The organism is Litorisediminicola beolgyonensis (assembly GCF_042679605.1).
GTDB lineage: Bacteria > Pseudomonadota > Alphaproteobacteria > Rhodobacterales > Rhodobacteraceae > Litorisediminicola > Litorisediminicola beolgyonensis.
The window spans coordinates 31882-55157 of the sequence record NZ_JBHTMU010000019.1 but is presented as its reverse complement, the minus strand read 5'-3'; the positions used below and the strand labels follow the sequence as shown (position 1 = coordinate 55157).

20 protein-coding genes are annotated in these 23276 nt (G+C 66.7%); 13 read left to right on the top strand and 7 right to left on the bottom strand.

Annotated elements, in window-relative coordinates:
• Positions 1 to 42: 42 nt before the first annotated feature.
• Positions 43 to 1020: a Bug family tripartite tricarboxylate transporter substrate binding protein gene (locus tag ACFQ4E_RS11980; protein ID WP_386803828.1), complete on the bottom strand. Its 978-nt coding sequence runs from the start codon at positions 1018 to 1020 to the stop codon at positions 43 to 45.
• Between the two features lie 167 nt (positions 1021 to 1187).
• Here ACFQ4E_RS11980 and ACFQ4E_RS11975 point away from each other — a divergent pair, with 167 nt between their 5' ends.
• From ACFQ4E_RS11975 to ACFQ4E_RS11965, 3 genes are all read left to right on the top strand, one after another.
• A complete protein-coding gene (locus ACFQ4E_RS11975) occupies positions 1188 to 1862 on the top strand; it encodes a response regulator transcription factor (RefSeq protein ID WP_386803826.1) in 675 nt (224 codons plus the stop codon).
• The gene (locus ACFQ4E_RS11970) at positions 1855 to 4254 is read left to right on the top strand and encodes a sensor histidine kinase (protein WP_386803824.1); all 2400 of its coding nucleotides are present in this window, start codon (positions 1855 to 1857) and stop codon (positions 4252 to 4254) included. The genes ACFQ4E_RS11975 and ACFQ4E_RS11970 overlap by 8 nt, the downstream gene beginning before the upstream one ends.
• Before the next feature lie 279 nt (positions 4255 to 4533).
• Complete coding sequence (locus tag ACFQ4E_RS11965) at positions 4534 to 5445, top strand: LysR substrate-binding domain-containing protein (protein ID WP_386803822.1); 912 nt, start codon at positions 4534 to 4536, stop codon at positions 5443 to 5445.
• Here the strand turns inward: ACFQ4E_RS11965 and ACFQ4E_RS11960 are convergent.
• The 3 genes from ACFQ4E_RS11960 to ACFQ4E_RS11950 are packed head-to-tail and all read right to left on the bottom strand — an operon-like array spanning position 5442 to position 9392.
• On the bottom strand, positions 5442 to 6305 hold the full coding sequence (locus ACFQ4E_RS11960) for an alpha/beta hydrolase fold domain-containing protein (protein ID WP_386803820.1): 864 nt from the start codon (positions 6303 to 6305) through the stop codon (positions 5442 to 5444). The genes ACFQ4E_RS11965 and ACFQ4E_RS11960 overlap by 4 nt on opposite strands.
• A 50-nt stretch (positions 6306 to 6355) precedes the next feature.
• A complete protein-coding gene (locus ACFQ4E_RS11955; protein ID WP_386803818.1) occupies positions 6356 to 7429 on the bottom strand; it encodes a tricarboxylate transporter in 1074 nt (357 codons plus the stop codon).
• A gap of 16 nt (positions 7430 to 7445) precedes the next feature.
• Positions 7446 to 9392, bottom strand: coding sequence for a tripartite tricarboxylate transporter permease (locus ACFQ4E_RS11950; RefSeq protein ID WP_386803816.1), 1947 nt, complete (start codon positions 9390 to 9392; stop codon positions 7446 to 7448).
• A gap of 544 nt (positions 9393 to 9936) precedes the next feature.
• Between ACFQ4E_RS11950 and ACFQ4E_RS11945 the strand changes: the two genes are divergently transcribed.
• Positions 9937 to 11088: a muconate cycloisomerase family protein gene (locus ACFQ4E_RS11945; protein WP_386803814.1), complete on the top strand. Its 1152-nt coding sequence runs from the start codon at positions 9937 to 9939 to the stop codon at positions 11086 to 11088.
• A 324-nt stretch (positions 11089 to 11412) separates the two neighbouring features.
• Here ACFQ4E_RS11945 and ACFQ4E_RS11940 read toward each other — a convergent pair whose 3' ends face one another.
• Together ACFQ4E_RS11940 and ACFQ4E_RS11935 are read right to left on the bottom strand one after the other, a co-directional pair.
• Positions 11413 to 12303, bottom strand: a complete 891-nt coding sequence (locus ACFQ4E_RS11940) for a LysR family transcriptional regulator (protein WP_386803812.1) — start codon at positions 12301 to 12303, stop codon at positions 11413 to 11415.
• A 99-nt stretch (positions 12304 to 12402) separates the two neighbouring features.
• Positions 12403 to 13278, bottom strand: a complete 876-nt coding sequence (locus ACFQ4E_RS11935; protein ID WP_386803811.1) for a dioxygenase family protein — start codon at positions 13276 to 13278, stop codon at positions 12403 to 12405.
• A gap of 510 nt (positions 13279 to 13788) precedes the next feature.
• Here ACFQ4E_RS11935 and ACFQ4E_RS11930 point away from each other — a divergent pair.
• The 9 genes from ACFQ4E_RS11930 (at position 13789) to ACFQ4E_RS11890 (ending at position 21541) form a co-directional block, all read left to right on the top strand.
• Positions 13789 to 14160, top strand: coding sequence for a hypothetical protein (locus ACFQ4E_RS11930; RefSeq protein ID WP_386803809.1), 372 nt, complete (start codon positions 13789 to 13791; stop codon positions 14158 to 14160).
• A complete protein-coding gene (locus ACFQ4E_RS11925) occupies positions 14157 to 14996 on the top strand; it encodes an alpha/beta fold hydrolase (protein ID WP_386803807.1) in 840 nt (279 codons plus the stop codon). The genes ACFQ4E_RS11930 and ACFQ4E_RS11925 overlap by 4 nt, the downstream gene beginning before the upstream one ends.
• Positions 14997 to 15322: 326 nt before the next feature.
• Positions 15323 to 16729 carry an FAD-binding oxidoreductase gene (locus ACFQ4E_RS11920; RefSeq protein WP_386803806.1) on the top strand — a complete coding sequence of 469 codons (1407 nt, stop codon included), beginning with the start codon at positions 15323 to 15325 and terminating at the stop codon, positions 16727 to 16729.
• Positions 16730 to 16796: 67 nt separating this feature from the next.
• Positions 16797 to 17774 carry a Bug family tripartite tricarboxylate transporter substrate binding protein gene (locus tag ACFQ4E_RS11915; RefSeq protein WP_386803805.1) on the top strand — a complete coding sequence of 326 codons (978 nt, stop codon included), beginning with the start codon at positions 16797 to 16799 and terminating at the stop codon, positions 17772 to 17774.
• Positions 17775 to 17845: 71 nt separating this feature from the next.
• Positions 17846 to 18310 carry a tripartite tricarboxylate transporter TctB family protein gene (locus ACFQ4E_RS11910; RefSeq protein ID WP_386803803.1) on the top strand — a complete coding sequence of 155 codons (465 nt, stop codon included), beginning with the start codon at positions 17846 to 17848 and terminating at the stop codon, positions 18308 to 18310.
• Positions 18310 to 19812, top strand: a complete 1503-nt coding sequence (locus ACFQ4E_RS11905) for a tripartite tricarboxylate transporter permease (protein WP_386803801.1) — start codon at positions 18310 to 18312, stop codon at positions 19810 to 19812. Before ACFQ4E_RS11910 ends, ACFQ4E_RS11905 begins: the two co-directional genes overlap by 1 nt.
• Positions 19809 to 20513 (top strand): GntR family transcriptional regulator, encoded by a 705-nt coding sequence (locus tag ACFQ4E_RS11900; RefSeq protein ID WP_386803799.1) that lies wholly within the window; start codon positions 19809 to 19811, stop codon positions 20511 to 20513. Before ACFQ4E_RS11905 ends, ACFQ4E_RS11900 begins: the two co-directional genes overlap by 4 nt.
• On the top strand, positions 20510 to 21394 hold the full coding sequence (locus tag ACFQ4E_RS11895) for an isocitrate lyase/PEP mutase family protein (RefSeq protein ID WP_386803797.1): 885 nt from the start codon (positions 20510 to 20512) through the stop codon (positions 21392 to 21394). The genes ACFQ4E_RS11900 and ACFQ4E_RS11895 overlap by 4 nt, the downstream gene beginning before the upstream one ends.
• Positions 21395 to 21541, top strand: a complete 147-nt coding sequence (locus ACFQ4E_RS11890; protein WP_386803795.1) for a hypothetical protein — start codon at positions 21395 to 21397, stop codon at positions 21539 to 21541. It begins immediately after the preceding gene.
• On the opposite strand, the gene ACFQ4E_RS11885 is transcribed toward ACFQ4E_RS11890, so the two are convergent.
• On the bottom strand, positions 21532 to 22788 hold the full coding sequence (locus tag ACFQ4E_RS11885; protein WP_386803855.1) for a D-amino acid dehydrogenase: 1257 nt from the start codon (positions 22786 to 22788) through the stop codon (positions 21532 to 21534). The genes ACFQ4E_RS11890 and ACFQ4E_RS11885 overlap by 10 nt on opposite strands.
• Positions 22789 to 23276 lie beyond the last annotated feature (488 nt).

The following is a 23276-nucleotide window of genomic DNA, read 5'->3' as shown; positions in this document are numbered from 1 at the left end:
GGCCCGCCTCCCCGAAGGGCGCGGGCCGGAGAGAGATCAGGATCAGTTGCCCAGCAGACCGGCTTCGGTCGCGATCTCGCGCAGGGTCGCGACACTCTGCGCGATCCGGTCGGTCAGCGCGTCACCCGCCAGGTTCAGCGGCAGAAGACCGCGCTCTTTCTGAACGGCTGCGAACTCTTCGGTGGCATAGGCCGCCTCGAAGGCATCGACCCATTTCTGGTAATCCTCGTCGGACACCTCGCCGCCCATGTAGAAGCCGCGCATGATCGTCCACTCGACGTCGTAGCCTTGCTCCATCGCGGTCGGGATCTCCGCGAACGGCGCGTCCAGACGCTCGGGCGACATCACGCCGAGGATGCGCATCTGGCCGGATTCGATGTGCGGAACCATCTCGCCCACGTCACCCATATAGACCTCGATGGAGCCGCCGAGCAGCGCCGCGATGGCGTCGCCGCCCCCGTCGAAGGCCACGTAGCGCATGTCCATCGGCGAGGCGCCCGCCTCGCGCAGCAAGAGCGCGCCCTTCATCCAGTCCTGCGAGCCCACGGATCCACCCGCGCCCACGACGACCGATGCCGGATCGGCGGCGAAATCGTCCATCAGGCCCTTCAGATCGGTGTAATCGCTGTCGTTGCGCACGACGACCGCGCCGAAATCCGCACCCGCGGTGCCGACCCAGCGCACGTCTTTCTCGGTGAAATCGCCGTATTTGCCGGTCACGATGTTCAGCAGCGAGCCGGTCGAGAAGGCGACGATGGCCGAGCCGTCATCGGTGCGCGTGGTGTTGAAGAGGTTGTAGGCCACGGCGCCGATGCCGCCGGGCATGAAGGTGACCTGAACCGGCTCGGACAGGTGCGGCTCGAGGCCGGTCTGCGCGACGCGGCAGGTGAGGTCGAAGCCGCCACCGGGGTTTGCGGGCGCGACGCATTCCGGGTTGTCGATCTGGCTCTGCGCGAACGCGGGCGCGGCAAAAGCGGACGTGGCGACAAGGATCGTTGCGCCAAGGCGTGCGAATGACATGGATGTCCTCCCAAATTTCAAGCGTGCCGAGTCCTCCCCCGACATGAGCCCGTGTATCGCGGAGCAGCCTGAATGGGTCCTGACGCGAAGCTGACAGGACGCTGACTCGGGCCGGGCACCTCTTCGCCCTGCTTCCCGGCTTGTCCCGGCGCTGCTAGTTTGCCGCCATGCGCATGTTGCTTGTGGAAGACAATGACGACCTCGCGGAGACGATCATCGACCGGCTCCGGTCCGAGGGGCATTCGGTCGACCGCGAACGGGATGGCAACGAGGCCAACGAGCTGCTGCGTCACTTCAAGTTCGACCTGGTGCTTCTCGACGTGAACCTGCCGGGCCGAAGCGGCTACGAGATCCTGCGCTCGCTGCGCAGCCGCTCGGACGAGACGCCGGTGATCATCCTGACCGCCCGCAGCCAGATCGACGACCGCGTGATCGGCCTCGACGCGGGCGCGGATGACTACATGATCAAGCCGGTGGATTTCCGCGAGCTGTCCGCACGCTGCCGGGTCCTGGCGCGCCGCCGCTCGGGTCAGGCCAGCAATATCTTCTCCGCTGGAGCCCTGACCTTCGACCGCGCCGCCAAACGCGCGACCATCGACGGGAAAGACGCGCAGATGCGGGCGCGCGAGGTTCAGCTTCTGGAGATCATGATCGACAACATGGGACGGATGCTGACCAAGGAGGAGGTGGCCGACCGGCTCTACACCTTCGAGGAAGCGCCCAGCATGAACGCGGTGGAACAGCTCGTCACGCGCCTGCGCCGCAAGCTGGAAGGCACGCCACTGGTCATCAAGACCGCGCGCGGCCTCGGCTACATGGCCTATCTCTCGGACGATGACTGACCGCGCGGGCCATTCGCTTCAGAGGCGGCTTCTCGTGACCATGGCCGCGGGGTTCGCGATCCTGCTGGTTCTGATTTCGCTTCTGCTCTGGACCTATTCGCGCAACGCGGCGAACCAGACGCATGATCTGCTTCTCGCCGGGGCCGCGCTCTCGATCCTCGAACGGATGTCCGTGAGCCCCGATGGCATCACGGTGGACCTGCCGAACTCTGCGATGGAGATCCTCTCGCTCAACCCGGTCGACCGGGTGACCTACCGGGTCTTCGTTCCCGGCGAACGCACGATCACAGGCGCCGAGGACCTGCCCGCGCCGCCCGATCTGCGCCTGACCGCGACGCCCGAGTTTTTCGACATGCGCCATGACGGCACGGATTTCCGCTTTGCCCTTCAGGGCCGCCAATTGGCTATGGCACAGGGACGGCAATGGGTGGCGGTGCAGGTCGGGCAGACGGTCGAATGGCGCACCGAGCAGCAAATCTCGCTCTTCTCCACGGGCCTTGCCGGTCTCGCGGTGCTGTCGCTGATCGGTCTCGGCTTCGTCTGGGTCGCGATCCGGACCTCGCTCTCACCCTTGCGGCAGATCGCGTCCGACCTCGCGCATCGCGAACCTTCGGACCTCGGACTGGTGCAGGGCGCACCGCCGCGCGAAATCCGCGGGCTTTTCGACGCGATCAACGGCTTCATCGAAAGCCTGCGCCGCAATCGCACGCTGACCGAGACCTTCATCGCCGATGTCGCCCACCAGACGCGCACCGCTCTGTCGGCGGTGCAGGGCCATCTCTCCCTCGCCGCGGATGAGAAAGACCCCGAAAAGATGCGCTCGCGTCTGATCAAGGCGGACAGGCAGGCCGCGCGCACCGTGCGCCTGACGAACCAGCTTCTGGCCAACGCGATGGTCATTCACCGCTCCGACGGCGCAACGCTCCAGCCGCTCGCGCTGCGACCGCTGGTGCGCGATATCCTGGCCGAAAGCCTGCGCGACAGCCGGATGCGCGATGTCGCCCTGTCGTTCAACGGCGACGAGATCAAGGAAGGCGAGGACATGATCTGCGGAGATGCGGTCTCGATCCGGGAGGCGCTGCGCAACCTGATCGAAAACGCCCTGCGCCATGGCCCGCCCGACAACACGATCACGATCACCCTCGCCGCGACCGACAGCGATATCCGCCTCAGCGTCGAGGATGCAGGCCCCGGAATCCCCGACGCTGATCTCCACCGCGCCGCCGAACGCTTCACCTCACTATCCGAGAAGACGATGGGCTCGGGCCTCGGTCTTTCCATCGTGAAAGCGGTCGCCGAGGGGCACGGGGCCGAGCTGATCCTGCGCCGCTCCCGCCTTGGCGGTCTCGACGTGACCCTGATCTTCCAGCGCATCGCGGCCTTCTTGCTGCTCTTTGTCCTCGTCGCCGCGCAGCCTTCCGCAGGGCTCGCCCAGACGCTGCGGATTTTCAGCGCGACGGACACCCCCGCCATGCAGCCCCTGATCGCCGCGTTTTTGGCCGAAACGCCGGGCGCAGAGATTGACTACGTGGAGTTCCAGACCGTCGATCTCTACGAAGCCATGCTGGCGCTTGACGGCGCGACACCACCCGATGTCGTCATATCCTCAGCGATGGATCTGCAGGTCGATCTGGTCAATCGAGGCCTTGCCCGCCGCATCCAGCTGCCGCCGCAGGTCAGCCCGCCCGATTGGGCCACCTGGCGGTCCGAGATCTTCGGTTTTACCTTCGAGCCGGCCGTGATGGTCTACGACACGCGGGCCGTCGCCGCGTCAGAGCTTCCGGTCACCCATCGCGACCTCGCCACGTTCGTGCGCGAAAACGAGGCGCGCTTCCACGGCAGGATCGGAACCTATGACGTGGTCGCCTCGGGCATCGGATATCTCTACGCAACGCAGGACAGTCTACAGGGTCCGCAGGTTCTGCGCCTCTTCGAGAATCTGGGCCGCACCAATCTCAAGACCTTCTGCTGCACCTCCGACATGGTCGCGGCAACGGCGCAGGGGGAGCTGGCCTTCGCCTTCAACGCCATCGGGTCATACGTGTCAGAGCAGGTCGAGACCGATTCGCATCTCGGCCTCCATTTCTTCGACGACTACAACCTGGTGATGTCGCGTACCGCGTTCGTGCCGATGCGGGCGCCGAATGCGGAATTGGCGGCACAATTCATCACATTTCTTCTTTCGGCAGAGGGTCAACGGATCATTGCGGACCGAACTCCGCTGCTGCCACTTGTTCAACCACAACCGCCATCCACTCAGATCGGCAGACAGATCCAGGACCGGATCGGGACGTTCCTTCCGATACGGTTGACACCCAGCCTGCTGACCCATCTGGACGAGCTCAAACGACAGAGTTTTCTCTCCGCATGGAAAACGGCTTTGGGCAGGTAAGAGGGACTGGAAGCGTGGTTTCGTGCCGTTGTCACCGACAGTCCCCACGTCAGGCTGCCTGCCTTGGCCACCTGATCACGCTCGAACCTCTCCGACGGTTGGCGCTCCTATACCATTCGGTGGGACACTATCCCGAGATCACCGCACCCGCGCCGCCCTGACCACCACCATGAAGCTCAGCGGTTCGCCGCCCCGCCGGCCTATACGAACGCGCGTACCGACTGTATTGCTTCCAGAGCCCCAGTCGCCTCCGAGATGATGCCCGCCAAGCCCAGCATATTGTCCCGCCTGCACCTTCAGGGCCTGCGCCATCTCGAGGCGGTGGTGCGGCTCGGGACCTTCGATGCGGCGGCGCGCGAGTTGCATGTGACGCCGGGCGCGGTCAGTCAGCACATCAAGCGGCTCGAGGATCGGCTGGGCGTGTCGCTGTTCCACCGGTACGGCAACCGGTCCGAGCCGAACGATGCGGCGCGGCAGATCGCGCGGACCTTGTCCGACGCGTTCGAGCAGATCGAGCAGGCCCTGGAACAGGGCACCGGGCGGTCCGAGTCCGCATCGGTCAAGATCAAGCTCTACCAGACCTGGGCGAACCGCTGGCTCATTCCGCGGCTCGAGGCGTTCTCTGAGCAATACCCGGACATCTCGGTCGAGTTCGAGACCGGGATCGAGAGCGTCGATGCAGGGTGGGGCGATCTCGACATGGCGCTCAGCATGCGACCGGACACCTCGCCGAACTACACCCGCGTGCCGCTCTTCACGCCGCGCCTTCTGGCGGTCTGCACGCCCGCGGTCGCCGAGCGGCTCGGTCCCGAGGTGGACCTCTCGCGCACCGCGCGGATCGCCTCTCGCAACCGGATGGAGGACTGGCCGAACTGGATGGCGGCCGCCGGTCTCTCCGCGGACGACAAGAAACCCGTCATGGTGTTCTCGAACTCGACGCTGGTCTACGAGGCGGCGCTGGCGGGCTACGGGGTGGCCATCGCCCAGCTGGAACTGGTGCTTCAGGACCTGAGGGAGGGCCGCCTGGTGCGGCCCGCCCCGACCGTCATCGACGCGGCCTCGCCGATCGTCCTGTTGCAGCCGGTGTCGCGCGCGCGGCGCGGCGCCGCCCGACTGTTCCACAAATGGCTTGTGGTCGAGGCCGAGCGGCTGCGCACGCGCACGCAAGCCTATCTGGACGCCTCCGGTTAGGACGCGTCCGTCACGCGTTTGACGAAGGCGGTGATCTCGTCGGCGACGGGACCGGTGCGGAAGGCCTCGGCCCCGTGACCCACATGCGGCACGACCTGCAGGGTCGTGTTGACGCCCGCCTCGATCAGGCGCGTGGCGAACTCCGCGCTTTGCTGCCACGGCAGGACGTGATCCTCACGCCCGTGCAGAATGAGGAAGGGCGGCGCATCGGACCGGATGTAGCTCGCCGGGCTGACCTCGCGCAGGAGGTCCATGCGCGTCAGCGGCGGGGCGCCGAACATCAAACCCAAGGGGCTCTCTGCGCTGACATGGTCTGTCGAGAGATCCGTGGCGCCCTCGAGAAGCTTCGGCATGTCATAGGCGCCATAGACCGACACGATCCCGCGCGGCGCGAGCCCCTCGACCGGGTGAAAGGCGGCGTGGTCCTTGGCCAACACCGCGAGAGAGGCCAGATGCGCCCCCGCCGAAGTGCCCGCCAGCACCATGCGGTCGGGGTCGATGCCGTACTCGTCGGCGTGGTCGAGCAGATGGCGCAGCCCGTCATTAACGTCCTGCACCTGCGCCGGAAACCGGGCTTGCTGCGCGAGGCGGTAGCCGATGCTGACCAGAGCGAAGCCGTGCTCCAGCACGAACATGGTGCGCACCGCGCGCTTGTCGCGGCGCTGCCATGCGCCGGGATGGAGAAACACCACCACGGGCAGGGGGCGCGTCGCGCCTTCGGGCAGGTAGACGTCATAGGCCTGCCGCTCGTGCGCGCCGAAGGACACGTCGCGGATCACCTCGACGCCCGGCGGCACCTCGGGCAGGGGGATGGCGGTCCCGGTATGTTGCGGTTTCGCTGTGGTCTGCGTCTCGGTCATGCGAGATCCTCTTGGGTGGCCCGGACCTCCGCGGTCCGGGCAAGTCTTGGTTATTGAGCGAGGCTGAAGCCGACCGTCTCGGCGTACCAATCCGCGAGCCAGGCGCGCGCCTCGGGCGACATGCCGGTCACCGTGCCGCAGAGCGCCTGCGCATCCGCGCCGGTATAAAGCTCGTACCCGCCGAGCGCCTTTTCATTGGCGGCGCGGAACTCGGGATTGGCGATGACCTTCTCGAAGGCGGCGCTGTAGGCACCGACGACCTCGGAGGGGGCCGCGGAGGGCAGGACGATCGCCTTGCCGACGGTGATCGCGGCGCTGGTCAGGGCGTAATAGGCCTCGTAGGCCGGTCCGCTCAGCGGCGCGCCGTGGACCTCTTCGTAGAGCTCGATGAAGGTCGGCACGTCGGGGAAGTTCGGGTCGCGCACGATCTCGCCCGAGGGGGCGATGACGCCGCCCGCCATCAGCGTGACCGCCTTGCCCTCGTCGACCAGCGGCTGGACGCTCCGCAGGTAGGCGGCGGTGGTCTGGTGGTCGACATTGAACTCGCCGCGCTCGAAGCCGATCCGGCCGCCCCCGCGCTCCAGGCCCCAGACGGATTTCACGTCGAAGCCCAGAAGATCGAAGGACAACACGGTCAGGATATCGGCCGAGTCCTGGCGCCCGCCGCCGAAGACGAGGCTCGCGCCCTTTATCCCCGCGACGTCGCCCGTCTCCGTCGCCCCGGTCGAGGGCGAGACATAGTAGAGCGGCGCCATCGGAGCGATGAAGACCGGGACGAAATCGTCCATGGTGAAATCGATCTGCTTGGCGCCGAGCGTGTTGGCGATGAAGATCGACGAGGACATGGCAAGGAAGTCCGACCCGTCCGGGTTGGCGCGCTTGGCAAAGCGGTTCGACGCCGGAATGCCGCCGCCGCCCGGCTCGTTGCGCACGAGGATGGTCGGCTCGTTGGCAAAGGCGCTGGAGAGGTAGGGCGCGACCGCGCGCACCAGCGTGTCGCTGCCGCCGCCTTCGCCGAAGGGCACGGTGGCGTTGATCCGGCTCAGGCCGAGATCCTGGGCGCCGGCCGGCAGGGCGGCGGTTATGGCGACCGCCCCGGCCAGCAAGATGGACTTGAGTTTCATAGCTGTTTTCTCCACCTCAGAAGTAATCCCATGGGTTCAGCGACAGGACCCAGCCGTCCGGCAGGAAGGTCCCGGATTGATAGGTCAGGAACAGGTAGACGCCGACGATGGCCGAGACGCCCGCCAGCGTGGCGAGCGGGTGCGCACGCGCCTCGACCGTCAGGAACGACGCCATGAAAAGCGCGGCCCCGGCGAAGAAGCCGAAGCAGGCGATCGACAGCACCGCCGCGACCAGCCACGCCGCGGTGTGGGCAAAGGACACCGAGTAGCGCGGGCCGGTGACATGGCTGTCTTCCAGCGCCGAGGGCGCGCCGCGGCCAAGCTGCGCGAGGATCACCAGCGCGGCCACGAGCCCGAAGCCGCCCGCCACCACCGGGAACATCCGCCCGAGCGGCTGCAGGTCCCTCACCATCCAGAGGGCCGCGGCGAAGAAGGCCGCAAGAAGCGCGGGCAGGATCAGCTGCGCGGGCCGGGTCTGGCGGACGCGGTCGATCTCGTCCGACGGCTCCGCGGATTTCGCGAGCTGCTGCTTGATCGAATTGCCCAGGATCACCAGCACCACCACAAGGAGGATCAGCACGATGGGCCGCGAGAGAAACTCGGTCAGGCTGTAGAGCTGCGCCGTCTGGTAGAGCGACTTTTCGAGGTTCTGCTGCAGCACGACGCCGATCAGGAAGGCCGGGCGCGAGAAGCCGAAACGGCGCATCGCCACGCCGATCGCGCCGAAGATCAGGATCAGGAACAGGTCGCGCGGGTCGCGGTTGATCTGCAGCGTCGCAAAACTGATCGCCACGATCAAGAAGGGCGCGATCCACGCAAAGGGGATCAGCGTCAGCTTGGCCAGATGCCGCGCGAACAGGAAGCAGGCCCCGGCGCCCAGGATATTGGCGAGGGCAAGGCTCCAGATCATCAGGTAGGTCAGGTCGATGTCCTGCGTCAGCATCCCCGGTCCGGGCTGGATGCCGATCAGGATCAGCGCCGACAGGAGCAGCGCGGTCGAGCCCGAGCCCGGCACGCCGAAGAGGAGCGTCGGCACCAGCGCACCGCCCAGAACCGCGTTGTTCGAGCTCTCGACCCCGATCACGCCGCGCACGTCGCCCTTGCCGAACTTGCTCTTGTCCTTGGCCGACCGCACGGTCTGGCCATAGACGATCCAGTCCACGACCGCGCCGCCGACCCCGGGCATCGCCCCGATAAGGCACCCCACCGTCGCCGACCGCAGCACGATCCACTTGTTGCGCAGCACGTCCAGAACGCCCTGCCGCCTGCCGTTTCCGAGGCTCGGTCGGTCCGAGATCGAGCGGTTCTGCTGGATCAGGTCGACGATCTCGGGCACCACGAACACCCCGATCACGCAGGCGATCAGCGGCAGCCCGTCGCCCAGATAGAAGAGCCCGAGATCAAGCCGTTGCTCGCCGCTCGCCGGCGCGAAGCCGATGGAGGCGACGACCATGCCGAAGGCGCAGATCGCCACGCCTTTGGCAAGGCTCCTCCCCGAGAGCGCCGCGACACTGGCGACGCCGAAGAGGATCATCATCAGGATCTCGGGAATGCCGAACCACAGGATCACCTGTTTCGCCGATTGCAGCGTCAGCGTCAGGACGATCGCTCCGAAGAGCCCGCCGATCACCGAACTGAGGAACCCGGCCGACAACGCCCGCGCCGCCTGGCCCTGCTTGGCCATGGGAAAGCCGTCGAGCACCGTCGCCTGCGACGAGGCAGATCCGGGAACGCCCAGGAGAACCGAGGTGATCGTGTCGCCGGTGCTCACGGTCGCCAACATGCCGATGACCATCGCCATCGCCGCGCTCGGGTCCATGCCGTAGATGAAGGGAATGAGCAGCGAGAGCCCCGCCGCGCCGCCCAGAGCGGGGAGGATTCCGACGACGAGACCCAGCAAGGCCCCGAACATCAGGTAGAGCACCGCCGACGTGCCCGTCAGCGTCTGAAACGCCTCGATCATGCAACCTCCCAAAGCGGCTCTCCCTGCCGCTGGAGGTCACTGTCGCATCTGCGGAGGATTAGTTAAAATGACAAAATCTATCATTTCAATTAGCTGATCTAAAGCTCTGCGCCCCCGCGGTCTCCTGCAGATCGTCGTGCTGCCTCCGCAGCTAGCGCGTGAGCCGCCGCCATATCGCAAGCGGCGACCCGCAGGCGCACCGGAAGCGGCGGCTGAACTGCGCGGCGGCGGGCGAAACAAGCAGGCGTTCGATCCGCAGGCAATGTGCCGAGGATCGTTCCCCTGTCCCAAGCCGTGCCCCGGGCGTCGCGAGGATAACGATGCTCAGAACCGCGTCCCGGCGTTTCCGAATAGACAGGTCCAATCCCTCCGAAGGAGAAGGAAAACCGACCTCCCTCCGCGGCGCGATACAGGGTCGGGTATCGCGGAATACCGGCCAGCGCTGGAGGCGCCGGGTATCACTCAAGACCAAGCCGGTATTGGACTTTCGAGGCCGCGGCGCGGATTTTCGTGGGCAGTGAGCGCCCACGGAACGAGACCCAACGTGCCCCAGATCGACCGCATCGAGACGACCATCGTCGACCTGCCCACCATCCGCGGGCACATCCTGTCGATGACCACGATGACGGTGCAGTCCGCCGTCCTCGTCCGGATCCGCTTTTCCGACGGGTCGGAGGGGATCGGCGAGGGCACCACGATCGGCGGAATGAGCTACGGTGCCGAGAGCCCCGAGAGCATCAAATCGGTGATCGACACCTATATCGCCCCTGTTCTGGAAACGTGCGACGGCGACGGCATCAACGCGCTGATCGACGCGATGGAGCGCAGCGTGAAGGGCAACCCGATCGCGCGCTGCGCCGTCGAGACCGCGCTCTGGGACGGTCTCGCCCGGCGCCTCGGCGTGTCGGTCGCGCAGCTTTTCGGCGGCCCGGTCCGCACGGCGCTCCCGGTTGCCTGGACGCTGGCCTCGGGCAATTCCGAGACCGACATCGCCGAGGCGCGCGACCTGTTGGAGCGGCGGCGACACAACATCTTCAAGCTGAAGATCGGCACGCGCGACATGCGCGACGACCTGGCCCATGTCGCGACGATCTGCGAGGCGGTCGGCCGCGAGGCCTCGATCCGGGTCGACGTCAACCAAGCCTGGTCCCTGACCGAAGCGCGCTGGGGGCTGCGCGGCTTGCAAGAGATCGGCGTCGATCTCGTCGAGCAGCCGATCGGCGAGGATCACGTCGACCAGCTGAAGTTGCTGACCGACGGCTTTGAGATCGGCGTCATGGCGGACGAGGCGCTGAAGGGACCGAAGTCGGCGATGCGCGTCGCGGCAGGCCGGTCGGCCGATGCCTTCGCGGTCAAGATCGCCCAGTCGGGAGGCCTCAAGCGCGCCGCCGAGGTCATCGCCATCGCGCAGGCCGCGGGCATCGGCCTCTATGCCGGGACGATGCTCGAGGCGGGCGTCGGCACCGCCGCGGCGCTGCAGCTTTTCTCCACCGTGCCGGTGCTGGAGTGGGGGACGGAGCTCTTCGGTCCCTTTCTGCTCAAGGACGAGATCCTGACGCGCCCGCTCGAGTATCGCGATTTCGCCGTGCACCTGCCCGAAGGCCCGGGCCTCGGCGCCGAGATCGATCCCGAGCGGATCGAGCCGTTCCTGAGGGACAAACCCCGCCGGTCCTACATGGTCGGCGCCGGGACCTGACACGTGCGCTCGAGAGCAGGGGAGCGCCGAACAGACCCTGACCGGCTTGGAGACGCTGCTCGACAGTATGGTCGAAGAAGGAGACCCGACCGGTCTCTCCCGCGCAATCCGCGACATGTTCATCGAGGCCGGGATGATGCGCATCTCGTGAGAGCCAGATCCCGAGCCGACCGAGGGTCTGACGTCGGTCATCGTGCAGCTAATTCTGGACGAGCTGACGGAGCTGAAGCGCGGCGGCCTCGGAGGGGTAAATCGTCTGGACCGGACACCCGGCATGAGCCGCGCGGGTCCCGGGGCTGCATCGATCGCTCGGTGGCTGGCCCGTCAGAGGAGCTTACGCGCGACCTTCTGAGCGATCTCGATGAAGGTCTTCACATGCACGCCCTGTTCGTCGCAGCGGTAATTGATCGACAGGGCGGTTCGGCCGATCTCGGGCTCGATGTCGAGGAATTTCAAGTTCTTGCGCGGCGCGGATGAGACCGAGTCCGGCACGATGCACACGCCTTCGCCGACCGCCACGAGGCTGAGCGCGGTCTGCAGGTCCATGCACCACATCTTGAGCGGCACGTCGAAGCCCGCCGTCTCGCAGGCGTCCAGGACCACGTCCGCGTAGCTCGGCCGCGGGTGCTCGGGATAGAGGATGAGGTGCTGGTCCTTCAGCCGCTCGAGGCGCGCCACGCTGCGCCCGCCGGTGTCGATCTGGTCGGGCACGGCGAGGATCAGCTTCTCCTCCAGAAGCTCCCGGGTGATGAACTCGGGATCGGTCAGCGCCGGGCGACCGAAGGCCACGTCCAGCTCGCGCGCGACGAGCGCCCGGTGGAGCTGCGCATTGTTCATCGGGGTCAGGCTGAGGTTGACCTCGGGATGGCCGCGACGGAACGACTTGATGATGTTCGGCAGGATGCCAAAGGTCGCCGATCCCACGAAGCCGATCCGCAGCCGCCCCTCGGCGCCTTGTCCCAGTCGCTTTATCTCGAGCCGCTTGTCCTCGATCTGCGTCAGGATCGAGCGCCCGCGCTCCAGCAGGCGCTCGCCCGCCTGGGTGAGGGTGATCGCGCTCCGGCCCCGGTTGAAGAGCGTCGCGCCCAGTTCCTCTTCGAGCTGCTTTATCGCGCGGCTCAGGGGTGGCTGCGCCATGTCGAGCCGCTCCGCCGCGCGCCCGAAGTGAAGTTCTTCGGCGACGGCGATGAAATATCTCAGCTTCGTGACGTTCATGGGTCAGGGCCTCCAGGCCCGCGAAGGTGCAGCGCACCGGGGCAAAAAGAAAGCCTCCGCGAGGGAGGCTTCCAGTCGGTCTTCCGGGGGGGGAGGGTCCTATTCGGCGGCGATGCGGTCGCTGGCCGCGTCCTTCTTCAGCCTGAAGTCGAACGCGACATGCAGGTCGGTATCCAGGTCGGGACCGGCCTTGCGGAACTCGCCGATGAGGCTCTCCTTCACGGCGAAGACGCTGTCATTGTCCAGGTTCTTCGAGCTGCTGTCGTAGATCTGGCTGATCAGCGGACGGTAGCCGTCTTTCGAGACGATGAAATGCATGTGCCCGGGGCGCATCGGGTGGTGCCCCATGAAGCGCAGAAGCTCGCCCGCGGTCTCGTTGTCGGGGATCGGGTAGTCGACCGGGCGCAGCGCGCGGAAGGCGTAATGCCCGTTCTCGTCGGTCTCGAACCGGCCGCGCAGGTTGAACTCGGGCTGGTCGGGATCGTGGTTCTCGTAGAGACCGTTCGGCGCGTCCTCCCAGACGTCGATGGTCACGTCGGCCAGGGGCGTGCCGTCGGTGTCGCGGATATAGCCTTCGAAATACACGGTTTCCTGGTTCGGAAATTCCTTGATCACGGTCGAGGCGCCCTTGGGCAGGACCGGCGGGTTCTCGCGGTAGAACGGGCCCAGAACGGTGCTTTCGCTCTCGGTGCCGGTGACCGGGTTCGACAGCATGTCGACCAGCACCTCGACGCCGAGGATGTCGCCGAGCAGGATGAACTCCTGCCGTCCGCCGTCGCAGACGGCACCCGCGCGGGCGAGGAACTGGCAGGCCGCGATGAACTCGTGGTGCTGCAGCTTCACGTCCTTGCAGAAGCCGTGCAGGTGCTTGATCAGCGAGGTCATGATCTCGCGCTGGCGTGCGGAAATGTCGCCGTTCTTGCCGAGCGCGTCGGTGACTTCCTCGGTGATGTTGTCGAGCGTGATCTTGGCCATCCTGTGTCCTCCCTTGGATGCGGGTGCGTCTCGACGGCCAATCTCGCGATTGCGGCGGGCGCTTCCAATATCTCAGCCGGTATGAGGCGATACCCGGACGGTGCGGCGGGCGGCGGTCTCCTCGCATGCCCTTGAGGTCTGTGCCAGCGGGCGGGCCTCGGCAAGTTCGGGTCGACAAACGGGGGAGGGGCCGCGAGCTGATCGGCCTCTCGGAGACGCCAGAACGCACGCCTCTCGACATTCACGGCATCGTGCCGGTGGAGAAGCGGTCGCAACTCCCCGATCCGCAGGGGGTCCGGTTCCGGATGAGGCCGAGACCTTCTAGCGCGACGCTCTGGGCGCGCTCGGCCCGACGCACGACCGCTGTCGGAACCTGCTCCGCTCGATGACGCCGACCTCGCGGCCCGCGATGGGCGCCTGCGGTCCGAAGGTATCCGCCGATACCCGCGCCGTCATTGGAACAGGGGCGCGTCCCGGTCAGGGTGCCGACACGTCACGGAAGGAGGCCCGATGCGCGAAGAGGTTTTGCAGATGCAGTCCCGGCTGGAGGAACAGGCCCAGATCACCCGGCGGGGCCGGATGGTCTCGGAGACGGTGCTTCTGAAGATCGATGCCGATGAGCATTACCTCGTCTTCGAGAAGGGCCGGATCGCCGATGTGCTGCCCGGTCCCTCGAAGAAAATCCCGTACCGCTTCGCCATCGTCACCGATGGAGACGCGCTGGAGAAGTTCTGGGAGCCACGGCCCGAGCCCGGATTCCACGATCTCTTCGGGCTGGTGAAGATCGGCCGCGCGCAGATCCTCGGCGATATCCTGACGCTGGTGAAGAACCTGCGCTTCTTCAAGGACGTGCTGGCGCTCCCCCGGAAGAGCCGGACATGAGCATCGAACCCATCACCGGCCGCTACGTCACGGTCGAGATCGCCGGTCGTCCCCACCGCATCTATTTCGAAGAGGCCGGGTCGGGTCGCCCGGTTCTCTGCTTGCACACCGCCGGAGCCCATAGCGCGCAATGGCGGCACCTGATGAACGACGCCGAGATCACCGCGACGAACCGGCTGATCGCCTTCGACATGCCCTGGCATTCCAAATCCCTGCCGCCGGACGGCGCAGAGGACGAGGAGTACCTGCTGACGACCGAGACCTATATCGAGACCGTGCTCGCCGTGATCGACGCGCTCGGGCTGGAGCGCCCGGTGCTGGCGGGCTTCTCGATGGGGGGACGGATCGCCCTGCAGCTTGCCGCGCTGCGCCCAGAGCGGTTTTCCGGCTTCATCGCGATCGAGGCGTCTGATTTCCAGCCCGCATGGTACGATATCGACTGGTTTGACCGCCCCGACGCGCATGGCGGGGAGATGGGCGCGGCGCTCGTCTCGGCCAATATCTCACCCTACGCGCCGCATGCCGCGCGCTGGAACACGCTGTGGATGTTCATGCAATCGGGCCCGGGGGTCTTCCGGGGCGATCTCAGCTTCTACACGCAGGATGACAGCCTGATCGGAAGGCTGGGGCAGATCGACACCGCGCAGACGCCGGTCCACATCCTCGTCGGCGCCTATGACCTGACCTGCACCCCCGAGGACGCGCGCCGCACCGCGGACGCCATCCCCGGCGCGACCCTCGCGGTCATGGACGAGCTGGGTCATTTCCCCATGAGCGAGCACCCGGAGGGCTTTCGCCCGTATTTCCTGGATGCCCTGGACAGGATGCCGACCTGAAGAGAGGGCGGACCGAGGGGCGGGGTGCAATTTTCTAGACCTTCCGGACCGCTTGGGCTGAGGCATGTGCGCCTTGCGTTGTCGGTCTCCACGGATGAGCGCTCTGTCGCTCGGGTCTCGGGGGATCGAGTCATATGCCGTTCAGCGCTCTTCCTGGTGCGCAATGATCGGCCCTTCTTGGTTCACGTCCCGCTCTTGCTGACCGTCTCGGGGTAGGGGTAAATAGCCGCAAACCACTGAACTAAATACGTAAAAACACCGAAACTAGAAACGGCTTCCAATGTCCCTCGCCTTGTTATATGTAACACATAACGGGAGGCGATTTGATGAACGACACGACGGCAGCGACGGACGCTCTTGCGGCGCTGAGACGAGAGCTCGGTGCGAGCGGCTGTCTAGAAGGCGCCGATCTGCCCGCCCGCAATCGGACCGATTGGAGCTTCCTGCCGCAGACCTCGCCGCGCGCCGTCCTTCGCCCGACCTCGACCGAGGAGGTGGCCAGGATCATGCGCGAGTGCCACGCGGCGGGGTTCTCCGTGACCCCCCAAGGTGGCCTCACCGGCCTGTGCGGCGGGGCCCGCCCGGTCGACGGTGGTGTTGCGCTGTCGCTGGAGCGGATGTCCGGGATCGAGGCGATCGACCCCGCGGGCATGACCATGACCGTCCTTGCAGGCACGCCTTTGGAGAGGATCCAGACCGCGGCCGCGGAGGCGGGCCTCTATTTTCCCCTCGATCTCGGAGCCCGGGGCTCCTGTGCGATCGGCGGCAATCTCTCGACCAATGCCGGCGGCAACCGCGTGATCCGCTACGGCATGACCCGCGATCTGGTGCTCGGGCTCGAGGCGGTCCTCGCGGATGGCACCGTGGTCTCGATGCTGAACCGGATGATCAAGAACAACGCGGGCTACGACCTGAAACAGCTCTTCATCGGCTCCGAGGGAACGCTGGGCATCATCACCCGGGTCGTGCTTCGCCTGTTCCCGCAGCCCGCCTGCACGTCAGCCGCTCTCTGCGTCGCGCGGGACTATGACGCGGTCCTGGGCGTGCTCTCGGCCGCGCGACAGAAGCTCGGCCCGCTCCTGTCGGCCTTCGAGGTCATGTGGGCGGATTACTGGCACCAGGCGACCGAGAGGGTCGGGGTGCGCGCGCCGGTCTCGATGGGCGATGGCAGCCACGTGATCCTGATCGAGATGCAGGGGCTGGACGAGGCCATCGACGGCGCCCGGTTCGAAAGCCTCCTCGAGCATCTCCTGGAAGAGGACCTCGTTCAGGACGGCGCGGTTGCGCAGAGCCTGACCGACATCGCCGCGTTCTGGGCCACCCGCGACGCGGCGGCGGAGTTCGCCAATCCCGAGATCATCGGTCCGCATATCAGTTTCGACGTCGGGTTGCCGGTGTCGCGGATGGACGAGTTCGTCACCCGCGCGAAGGCCTCTCTGTCCGAGGGGATGGGCTGCCACTCGGTCTATTACGGCCATATCGGCGACGGAAACCTGCATGTCGTGGCCTGGGTGCCCGGTGCGGACCCGCAGCCGATCCCGGAGGCAAGCCGCATCGTCTACGGCCTGATCGGCGAGATGAACGGCACGGTGTCGGCGGAACACGGCATCGGCACGCTCAAGAAACCGTATCTCCCGCTTAGCCGCGGGCCCGCCGAGATCGACCTGATGCGGCGGATCAAGGCGGCCTTCGACCCCGAGGGAATTCTGAACCCGACGAAGATTTTCGACTGACCGCACCACCCAACCCGGACTGGAGGAGGATTCCGGCCGGACTGTCCTATCCAAGGAGGAGACCAAGATGACTTTCACCAAACGCAAGGTTCTGGCCACGCTGGCCGCGCTGATGACCACGACCGCCCTGCCTGCCGCGGCGCAGGACTGGCCCGACGGGCCGGTCACGATGATCGTGCCCTGGGGGGCCGGCGGCGGCACCGATGCCACCGCGCGGATGATCGGCTCGCTCCTGGAACGTAAGCTCGGCGTGCCGGTGCCGGTCGAGAACCGCACGGGCGGGTCCGGCGTGATCGGCCACACCGCGATTGCCGACGCGGCCCCCGACGGTCAGACCATTGGCGTCGCGACCCTGGAAATCGGCACGATGCACAATCTGGGCCTGACCGAGATCGACTACACGGCCTACACGCCGCTCGGCCTCTACAACTCCGACCCGGCTGCGATCTTCGTGAACACAAGCAGCGACTACGAGGATATCGGCGCGCTTCTGTCGGCGCTCGAGGAGATGCCCGATGGCGAGTTCAAGGGTTCGGGCTCGGCGCAGGGGGGCGTGAACCATCTCGCGCTCGCGGGGATGCTGATGGCCGCCGGAATGCCCGCCGACCGCGTGGCCTGGGTGCCCTCCGAAGGCGCCGCGCCCGGCCTTCAGGACCTTGCCGCGGGCGGTGTCGAGGTTGCCACCGCGTCTCTGCCCGAAGGTGCGGCGCTGATGGAGGCCGGGCTCATCCGTCCGCTGGCCGTCTTCGCGACATCGCGCATGGACGCGGCTCCGGATGTTCCGACCTTCAACGAGGCCACCGATTTCGAATTCGCCCTCGGCTCGTGGCGCGGGCTCGTCGCGCCCAAGGGCCTGTCGCCGGAGGTGGCCGAGAAGCTGACCGCCGTGCTGGGCGAGGTCGTGCAGGATGAGGAATACGTCAAGTTCATGAATGATCGCGGCTATGCCATGCAGTGGACGACCGGCGCGGAATTCGAGAGCTTCATGAAATCCTCCGACGACGCGCTGGGCGGAACGCTCAAGGCCGTGGGCCTGTCCAAGTAAGGACCCGCTCCCCCGGTGCCGGAGGCGATCCGGCGCCGGGGGCGCCGCGCGTGCAGAAGGGGTGAGGACGCATGAGATTCCATGACAGCGCCATCGGTGCCGTTCTGATCGCGTTCGGCGTCTGGATCGCCTGGACAGCCAGCGGCTTTCCCAAGCTCACCGGACAGCCGATCGGACCGGGCACCTTCCCCGTGGTCCTAGGCACGCTCTGCGCCCTCGGCGGAGCGGTGATCGCGATCCGGGGCGCGCGGGCAGGGGGGCCGCTGGTCGACGCCCATCCCGGGTGGCGTCGCCGCGACCGGCAGGCGACCGCCGTCGTGATGATCGCGGGCTCCGGCATCCTCGCGGTGTGGTTCGAGGAGATAGGCTTCGTCCTCGGGGGCAGCGTCTTGCTCGCGGCGCTCTTTTTCGCATCGGGCAAACGTCACCCGGTCTGGATCGGCGTCGGCGTGGCCTTCGTCACCCTCGTGCATCTCTCGCTGACCCGGTTCCTGAACGTGCCGCTTCCGGCAGGTCCGCTGAAAGGTCTGCTCTGATGCTCGGCCACCTGTCCGACGCGCTGCCACTCCTGATGTCCTGGGACCTGTTCCTGGTGATGCTCGGCTGTTCCGTCTTCGGCCTGTTCGTCGGCTCCGTTCCGGGCCTGTCGGCGACCATGGCGACGGCGATGCTGGTGCCGATCACCTTCTTCATGGACCCGGTGCCCGCCATCGCGGCCATCGTGACGACGGCGGCGATGGCGATCTTTGCCTCCGACATTCCCGCAGCACTCGTGCGCATTCCCGGCACCGCGGCCTCGGCCGCCTACATCGACGACCTGAACGCGCTCACGCGCGCGGGCAAGGTCGGGCGGGCCTTGGGGATCTCAGTCACGGCCTCGGCCATCGGCGGTATCTTCGGCTCGCTGGTGCTGATGGTCGCCGCACCGCAACTGGCGCTGGTCTCGCTGAACTTCACCTCGTTCGAGTATTTCTGGCTGGCGCTCTTGGGCCTGTCGGCCGCGGTCATGCTGGGAACGGGCTCGATCGTCAAATCGCTGATGTCGCTGCTCTTCGGCCTGCTGATCGCCAGCGTCGGGATGGACACCACCTCGGGCTATCCGCGGTTCACCTTCGGCGTCACCTCGCTTCTGGGCGGCGTCGCCTTTGTCCCCGCACTCATCGGCATGTTCGCGGTGCCCGAGCTGATCCGCACCTTCGTCAACCGCGAGGCGGTGCCCCCTGTGGCGCCCATCGGCAACCCCGCGCGCATGTTCCGCGGCATGGGAGCCCTGCTCTGGAAGACCAAGACCGGGCTCTTTCGCGGCTCGGTCATCGGCACCACCATCGGCATCCTGCCCGGCGCCGGGTCCGATATCGGCTCGTGGATTTCCTACGCGGTCTCCAAGCGCTTCTCGAAAAAGCCCGAGACCTACGGCAAGGGCAGCGAAGAGGGGCTGGTCGAGGCCTGCGCGGCGAACAACTCGGCGCTCTCGGGCGCCTATGTTCCGGCGATGGTCTTCGGCATCCCGGGCGACAGCATCACCGCCATCGTGATCGGCGTCCTCTACGTCAAGGGTCTGAACCCCGGGCCGATGATCTTCCTGACCTCCGGCGACAAGATCATGGCGATCTTTCTCGTCTTCCTGATCGCGAACCTGATGATCGTGCCCTTGGGCCTTCTGGCCGTGGCGCTGGCCTCGCAGGTGCTCCGGGTGTCGAAGCTCACTCTGGCGCCGCTGATCCTGGCCTTCTGCATCGTCGGCGCCTATTCGATCGACTCCTCGGCCTCCGGCATCGTGATCATGCTGGTCCTCGGCGTCTTCGCCTACCTGATGGAAGAGAACGGGTTTCCGGTCGCACCGGCGATCCTCGGCATCGTGATGGGGCTCCTCGTCGAGCGGAACTTCGTGACCTCGCTGATCAAGAGCGACGGTCTGCTCCTCGGATTTGTCGAACGTCCCATCGCGGCGGGTCTCGCGCTTCTGGTGTTGGTGGTCTGGACAGCGCCTGTTATCGTCTGGGCGGCGGGACGACGGAAGAAGAAGGCCCTGGCATGACCCTGACCCGCATTGTCCCCCAGAGATCGCTCACCGAGATGTCCGCGGAACGGATCCGCGAGGCCATCCTTTCGGGCGCGTTCCGCCTCGGAGAGAACATCTCGGAAGACCGTCTGGTCGAGATGCTCGGCGTCTCGCGCACGCCGATCCGCGACGCCATGGCGCTTCTGGCCCGCGAGGGGCTCGTCTTGGTCAGGCCCAAGCGCGGCTCCTTCGTGTTCGAGACCTCGCTCGAGGACATCGCGGCGATCTGCGACTACCGCGAGCTCATCGAGACGCAAGGAGCGCGCTTCGCGCTCCGCGTCGCGCGGGACGCCTACCTGTCCGAGCTGAACTCGGTGGTCTCCGCCATGCGCACGGCGCTCGACGAGGGCGATGTCGATGCCTATGGCACGCTCGACACCCAGTTTCACAACGCCGCGTTCCGCCATTGCGGCAATTCCTACCTGCAGGACGCGAACCTGCTTGCGGCCAGCAGGATCGCGGCGCTCCGCGCGAACATCACCGCGCCCTATGCAGAGCGCCGGGACGAATCCTTTGCGGAGCACGAGGCCCTGACCGACTTCCTCGCGCGCGGCGATCTTGCCGCCTTCGACGCCGCCCTCAGAACCCATATCCGCCGCACCGAAGAGGTCTACAGCAAGGCGCTGGAAGACGGCCACCTCGGCAATGCGGCCACGGCGAAGGCGCCCGCCCGATGAGACGGACCGGACTGACCGACGGGGCCACGCGCCTCCGCGCGCGCCTGGCCCAGCCGCATATCCTCGCCTGCCCGGGCGCGGCCGATCCCCTGACCGCCCGCCAGGTCGCGCTTGCGGGGTTCGAAGCCGTCTACATGACCGGTCTCGGTGCTACGGCGTCCCGGCTGGGGACGCCGGATCTGGGCTTCATGACGCAATCCGAGATGGCCGAGCAGGCCCGCGCCCTCGTCCGCGCCTGCGACATTCCCGTCATCGCCGATGCCGATACCGGCTATGGCGGTCCGCTGAACGTGCGCCGGATGCTTCAGGATTACGCCCTGTCGGGCGTCGCGGGGCTGCATCTGGAGGACCAGGTGAGCCCCAAGCGCTGCGGCCAGCTTTCCGGTGTCCGGCTCGTCGGACGCGCGGAGGCCGCGGCCCGTCTGCGGGCAGTCGTCGCCGCGCGAGAGGAGATGCAGGTCGACACCGTCCTGATCGGGCGCACCGACGCCTTGCAACCCGAAGGCCTCGCCAGCGCGCTCGACCGCGCGAAGGCCTATCGCGACACCGGCGTCGATCTCGTCTTTATCGACGGCGTGAAGACCCGCGCCGAGGTCGAAGGCATCGCCCGCGGGCTCGACGGCCCGAAGGTCGTGAGCCTCGTGGACGGCACCGACGCCGCGCTCCTGACCTTGCCCGAGCTCGAAGCGCAGGGCTTCACCGTCGCGCTCTACGCCGTGACCGCCCTGTTCGCAGCGATCGCGGGGGTGCAAAAGGCCCTGTCCGACCTCCACCGATCCCAGAAACCGGCATCCCCTCCACCCGCAAGCTACGAGGATTACGCCAGGATCGTGGATTTGGAAGGCCACCAGGCATTCTCAAGCGCATTCGAGGCGGACTGAGTGCGGTCCGGGAACGAGGCTCTTGCTCGTGCTGCGATCCTCCATGCCGTGCAGGAAACCCTGAACGGCAAGATGTGCAACCTCTCACGGCTGAACAAGCGGCGGCTGGCGCGCCTGAAGGCCCAGCTACCGCTCTCTCACGCGTAGCGTTCGGGGCCCAGATCCTCCATCGAGATCTCCGGGGTCTGCCCGAGGACCATGTCGGCGACCGCGCGGCCCGAGCCGCAGGCCATGGTCCAGCCGAGCGTGCCGTGGCCGGTGTTCAGGAACAGGTTGTCGAAGGGCGATTTGCCGAGCACCGGCGTGCCGTCTGGCGTCATCGGGCGGAGGCCGGTCCAGCCCTCGGCGCGGCCGAGATCGCCTCCTCCCGGGAAGAGGTCGTTGACCACGTAGCGCACCGTATCGGTCGCGTGGGGGCCGAGGCGGTTCGAATAACCGGCGATCTCGGCGGTGCCGGCGACGCGGATGCGGTCTCCGAGCCGGGTGATCGCGACCTTGTGGGTCTCGTCCATGATCGTCGATTGCGGCGCCCGTTCGTCGTCGAGAACAGGCAGGGTCACGGAGTAGCCCTTGACCGGGTAGATCGGCAGCCGGATCCCGATGGGATTGAGAAGCCGCGGGCCGTAGGTGCCGAGCGCGCAGACATAGGCGTCGCCCTCGAAGCGCCCGGCGATTTCGGTGTCGATCCCGGCGACCCGGCCGTTCTCGACGGTGATCGCGCGGATCGACTGGCCGTATTGGAACTCGACGCCCACCTCGGCGCAGCGATCGGCGAGGCCTTGGGTGAAGAGGCGGCAATCGCCGGTGCGGTCGGCGGTCAGGCGCAGGCCGCCGACGAACTTGTCCCGGACCCGGGCCAGCGCCGGTTCGGCGGCAATGCAGCCGTCGCGGTCGAGCACCTCGAAGGGCGAATCGAACTCGGCCAGAACCTCCTGGTCGGCCTTCGATCCCTTGAGCTGCTTCTCGGTGCGGAAGAGCTGCAACGTGCCCTGCGAGCGGCCGTCATAGGAAATGCCCGTCTCGGCGATGAGATCGGGCAGCAGGTCGCGCGAATAGTTGGAGATGCGCACCATCCGGCTCTTATTCACCCGGTAGCGCGTCTCGTCACAGTTGCGCAGCATCTGCGCGCCCCAGACCCACATGGTCGGGCTGATCAGCGGCCAGATGAAGAGCGGGCGGCGCTTCATGAAAAGCCATTTCAGCGCTTTCTTCGGAACGCCCGGCGCGGCCCAGGGCGAGGTCATGCCGTAGCTGAGCTCGCCCGCATTGGCGTAGCTCGTCTCGAGGCCGGGCCCGATCTGGCGGTCGAGCACCGTCACTTCGGCACCGCCCTTGGCCAGGTAATACGCGGTCGTCACGCCGATCACGCCGGCTCCCATCACCACGACCTTCATCGTCATCTCCACTCTGTCCGCACCAGCGTCTGCACCGGCGTCGCCAGTATATGGCTTTGCGGCGAGCTGTCAGGAGAAAGCCTTGAGAGGGTCTGTTCTCAGCGCGCGCGGGTGGGGCTTTCGCCGATTTCCTCGGCACAGCGCCCGTCTCTCCGCGGGTTCAGGGGCGGCTTCTCTGGACAGAAGCAGGAGGCTTTGGAGGTGTGTCTGGCGTTTTATTGGTTCATGCAATGCGTGAGAATTTGCGCTCAATAGTTTGGTAGATTTCAAAAAAATATAAATATCACACTTCCGTGATGACGAGAGCGGCCTCGGTTCAGCGCAATCTCCCGTTGCGCGTCAACCGGCAGGCGGCGAGCCCGCCAATGGCCGCTCCGGCCGCGGCGGCAACGAAGGTTGCCCAGACATTCTGACTTACGATCCAGGCGGTCGCGCTGGCGGTGAAGCCGCCGAGAGCGCAGAGCGGCAGGCATCGCACACCGCGCCCG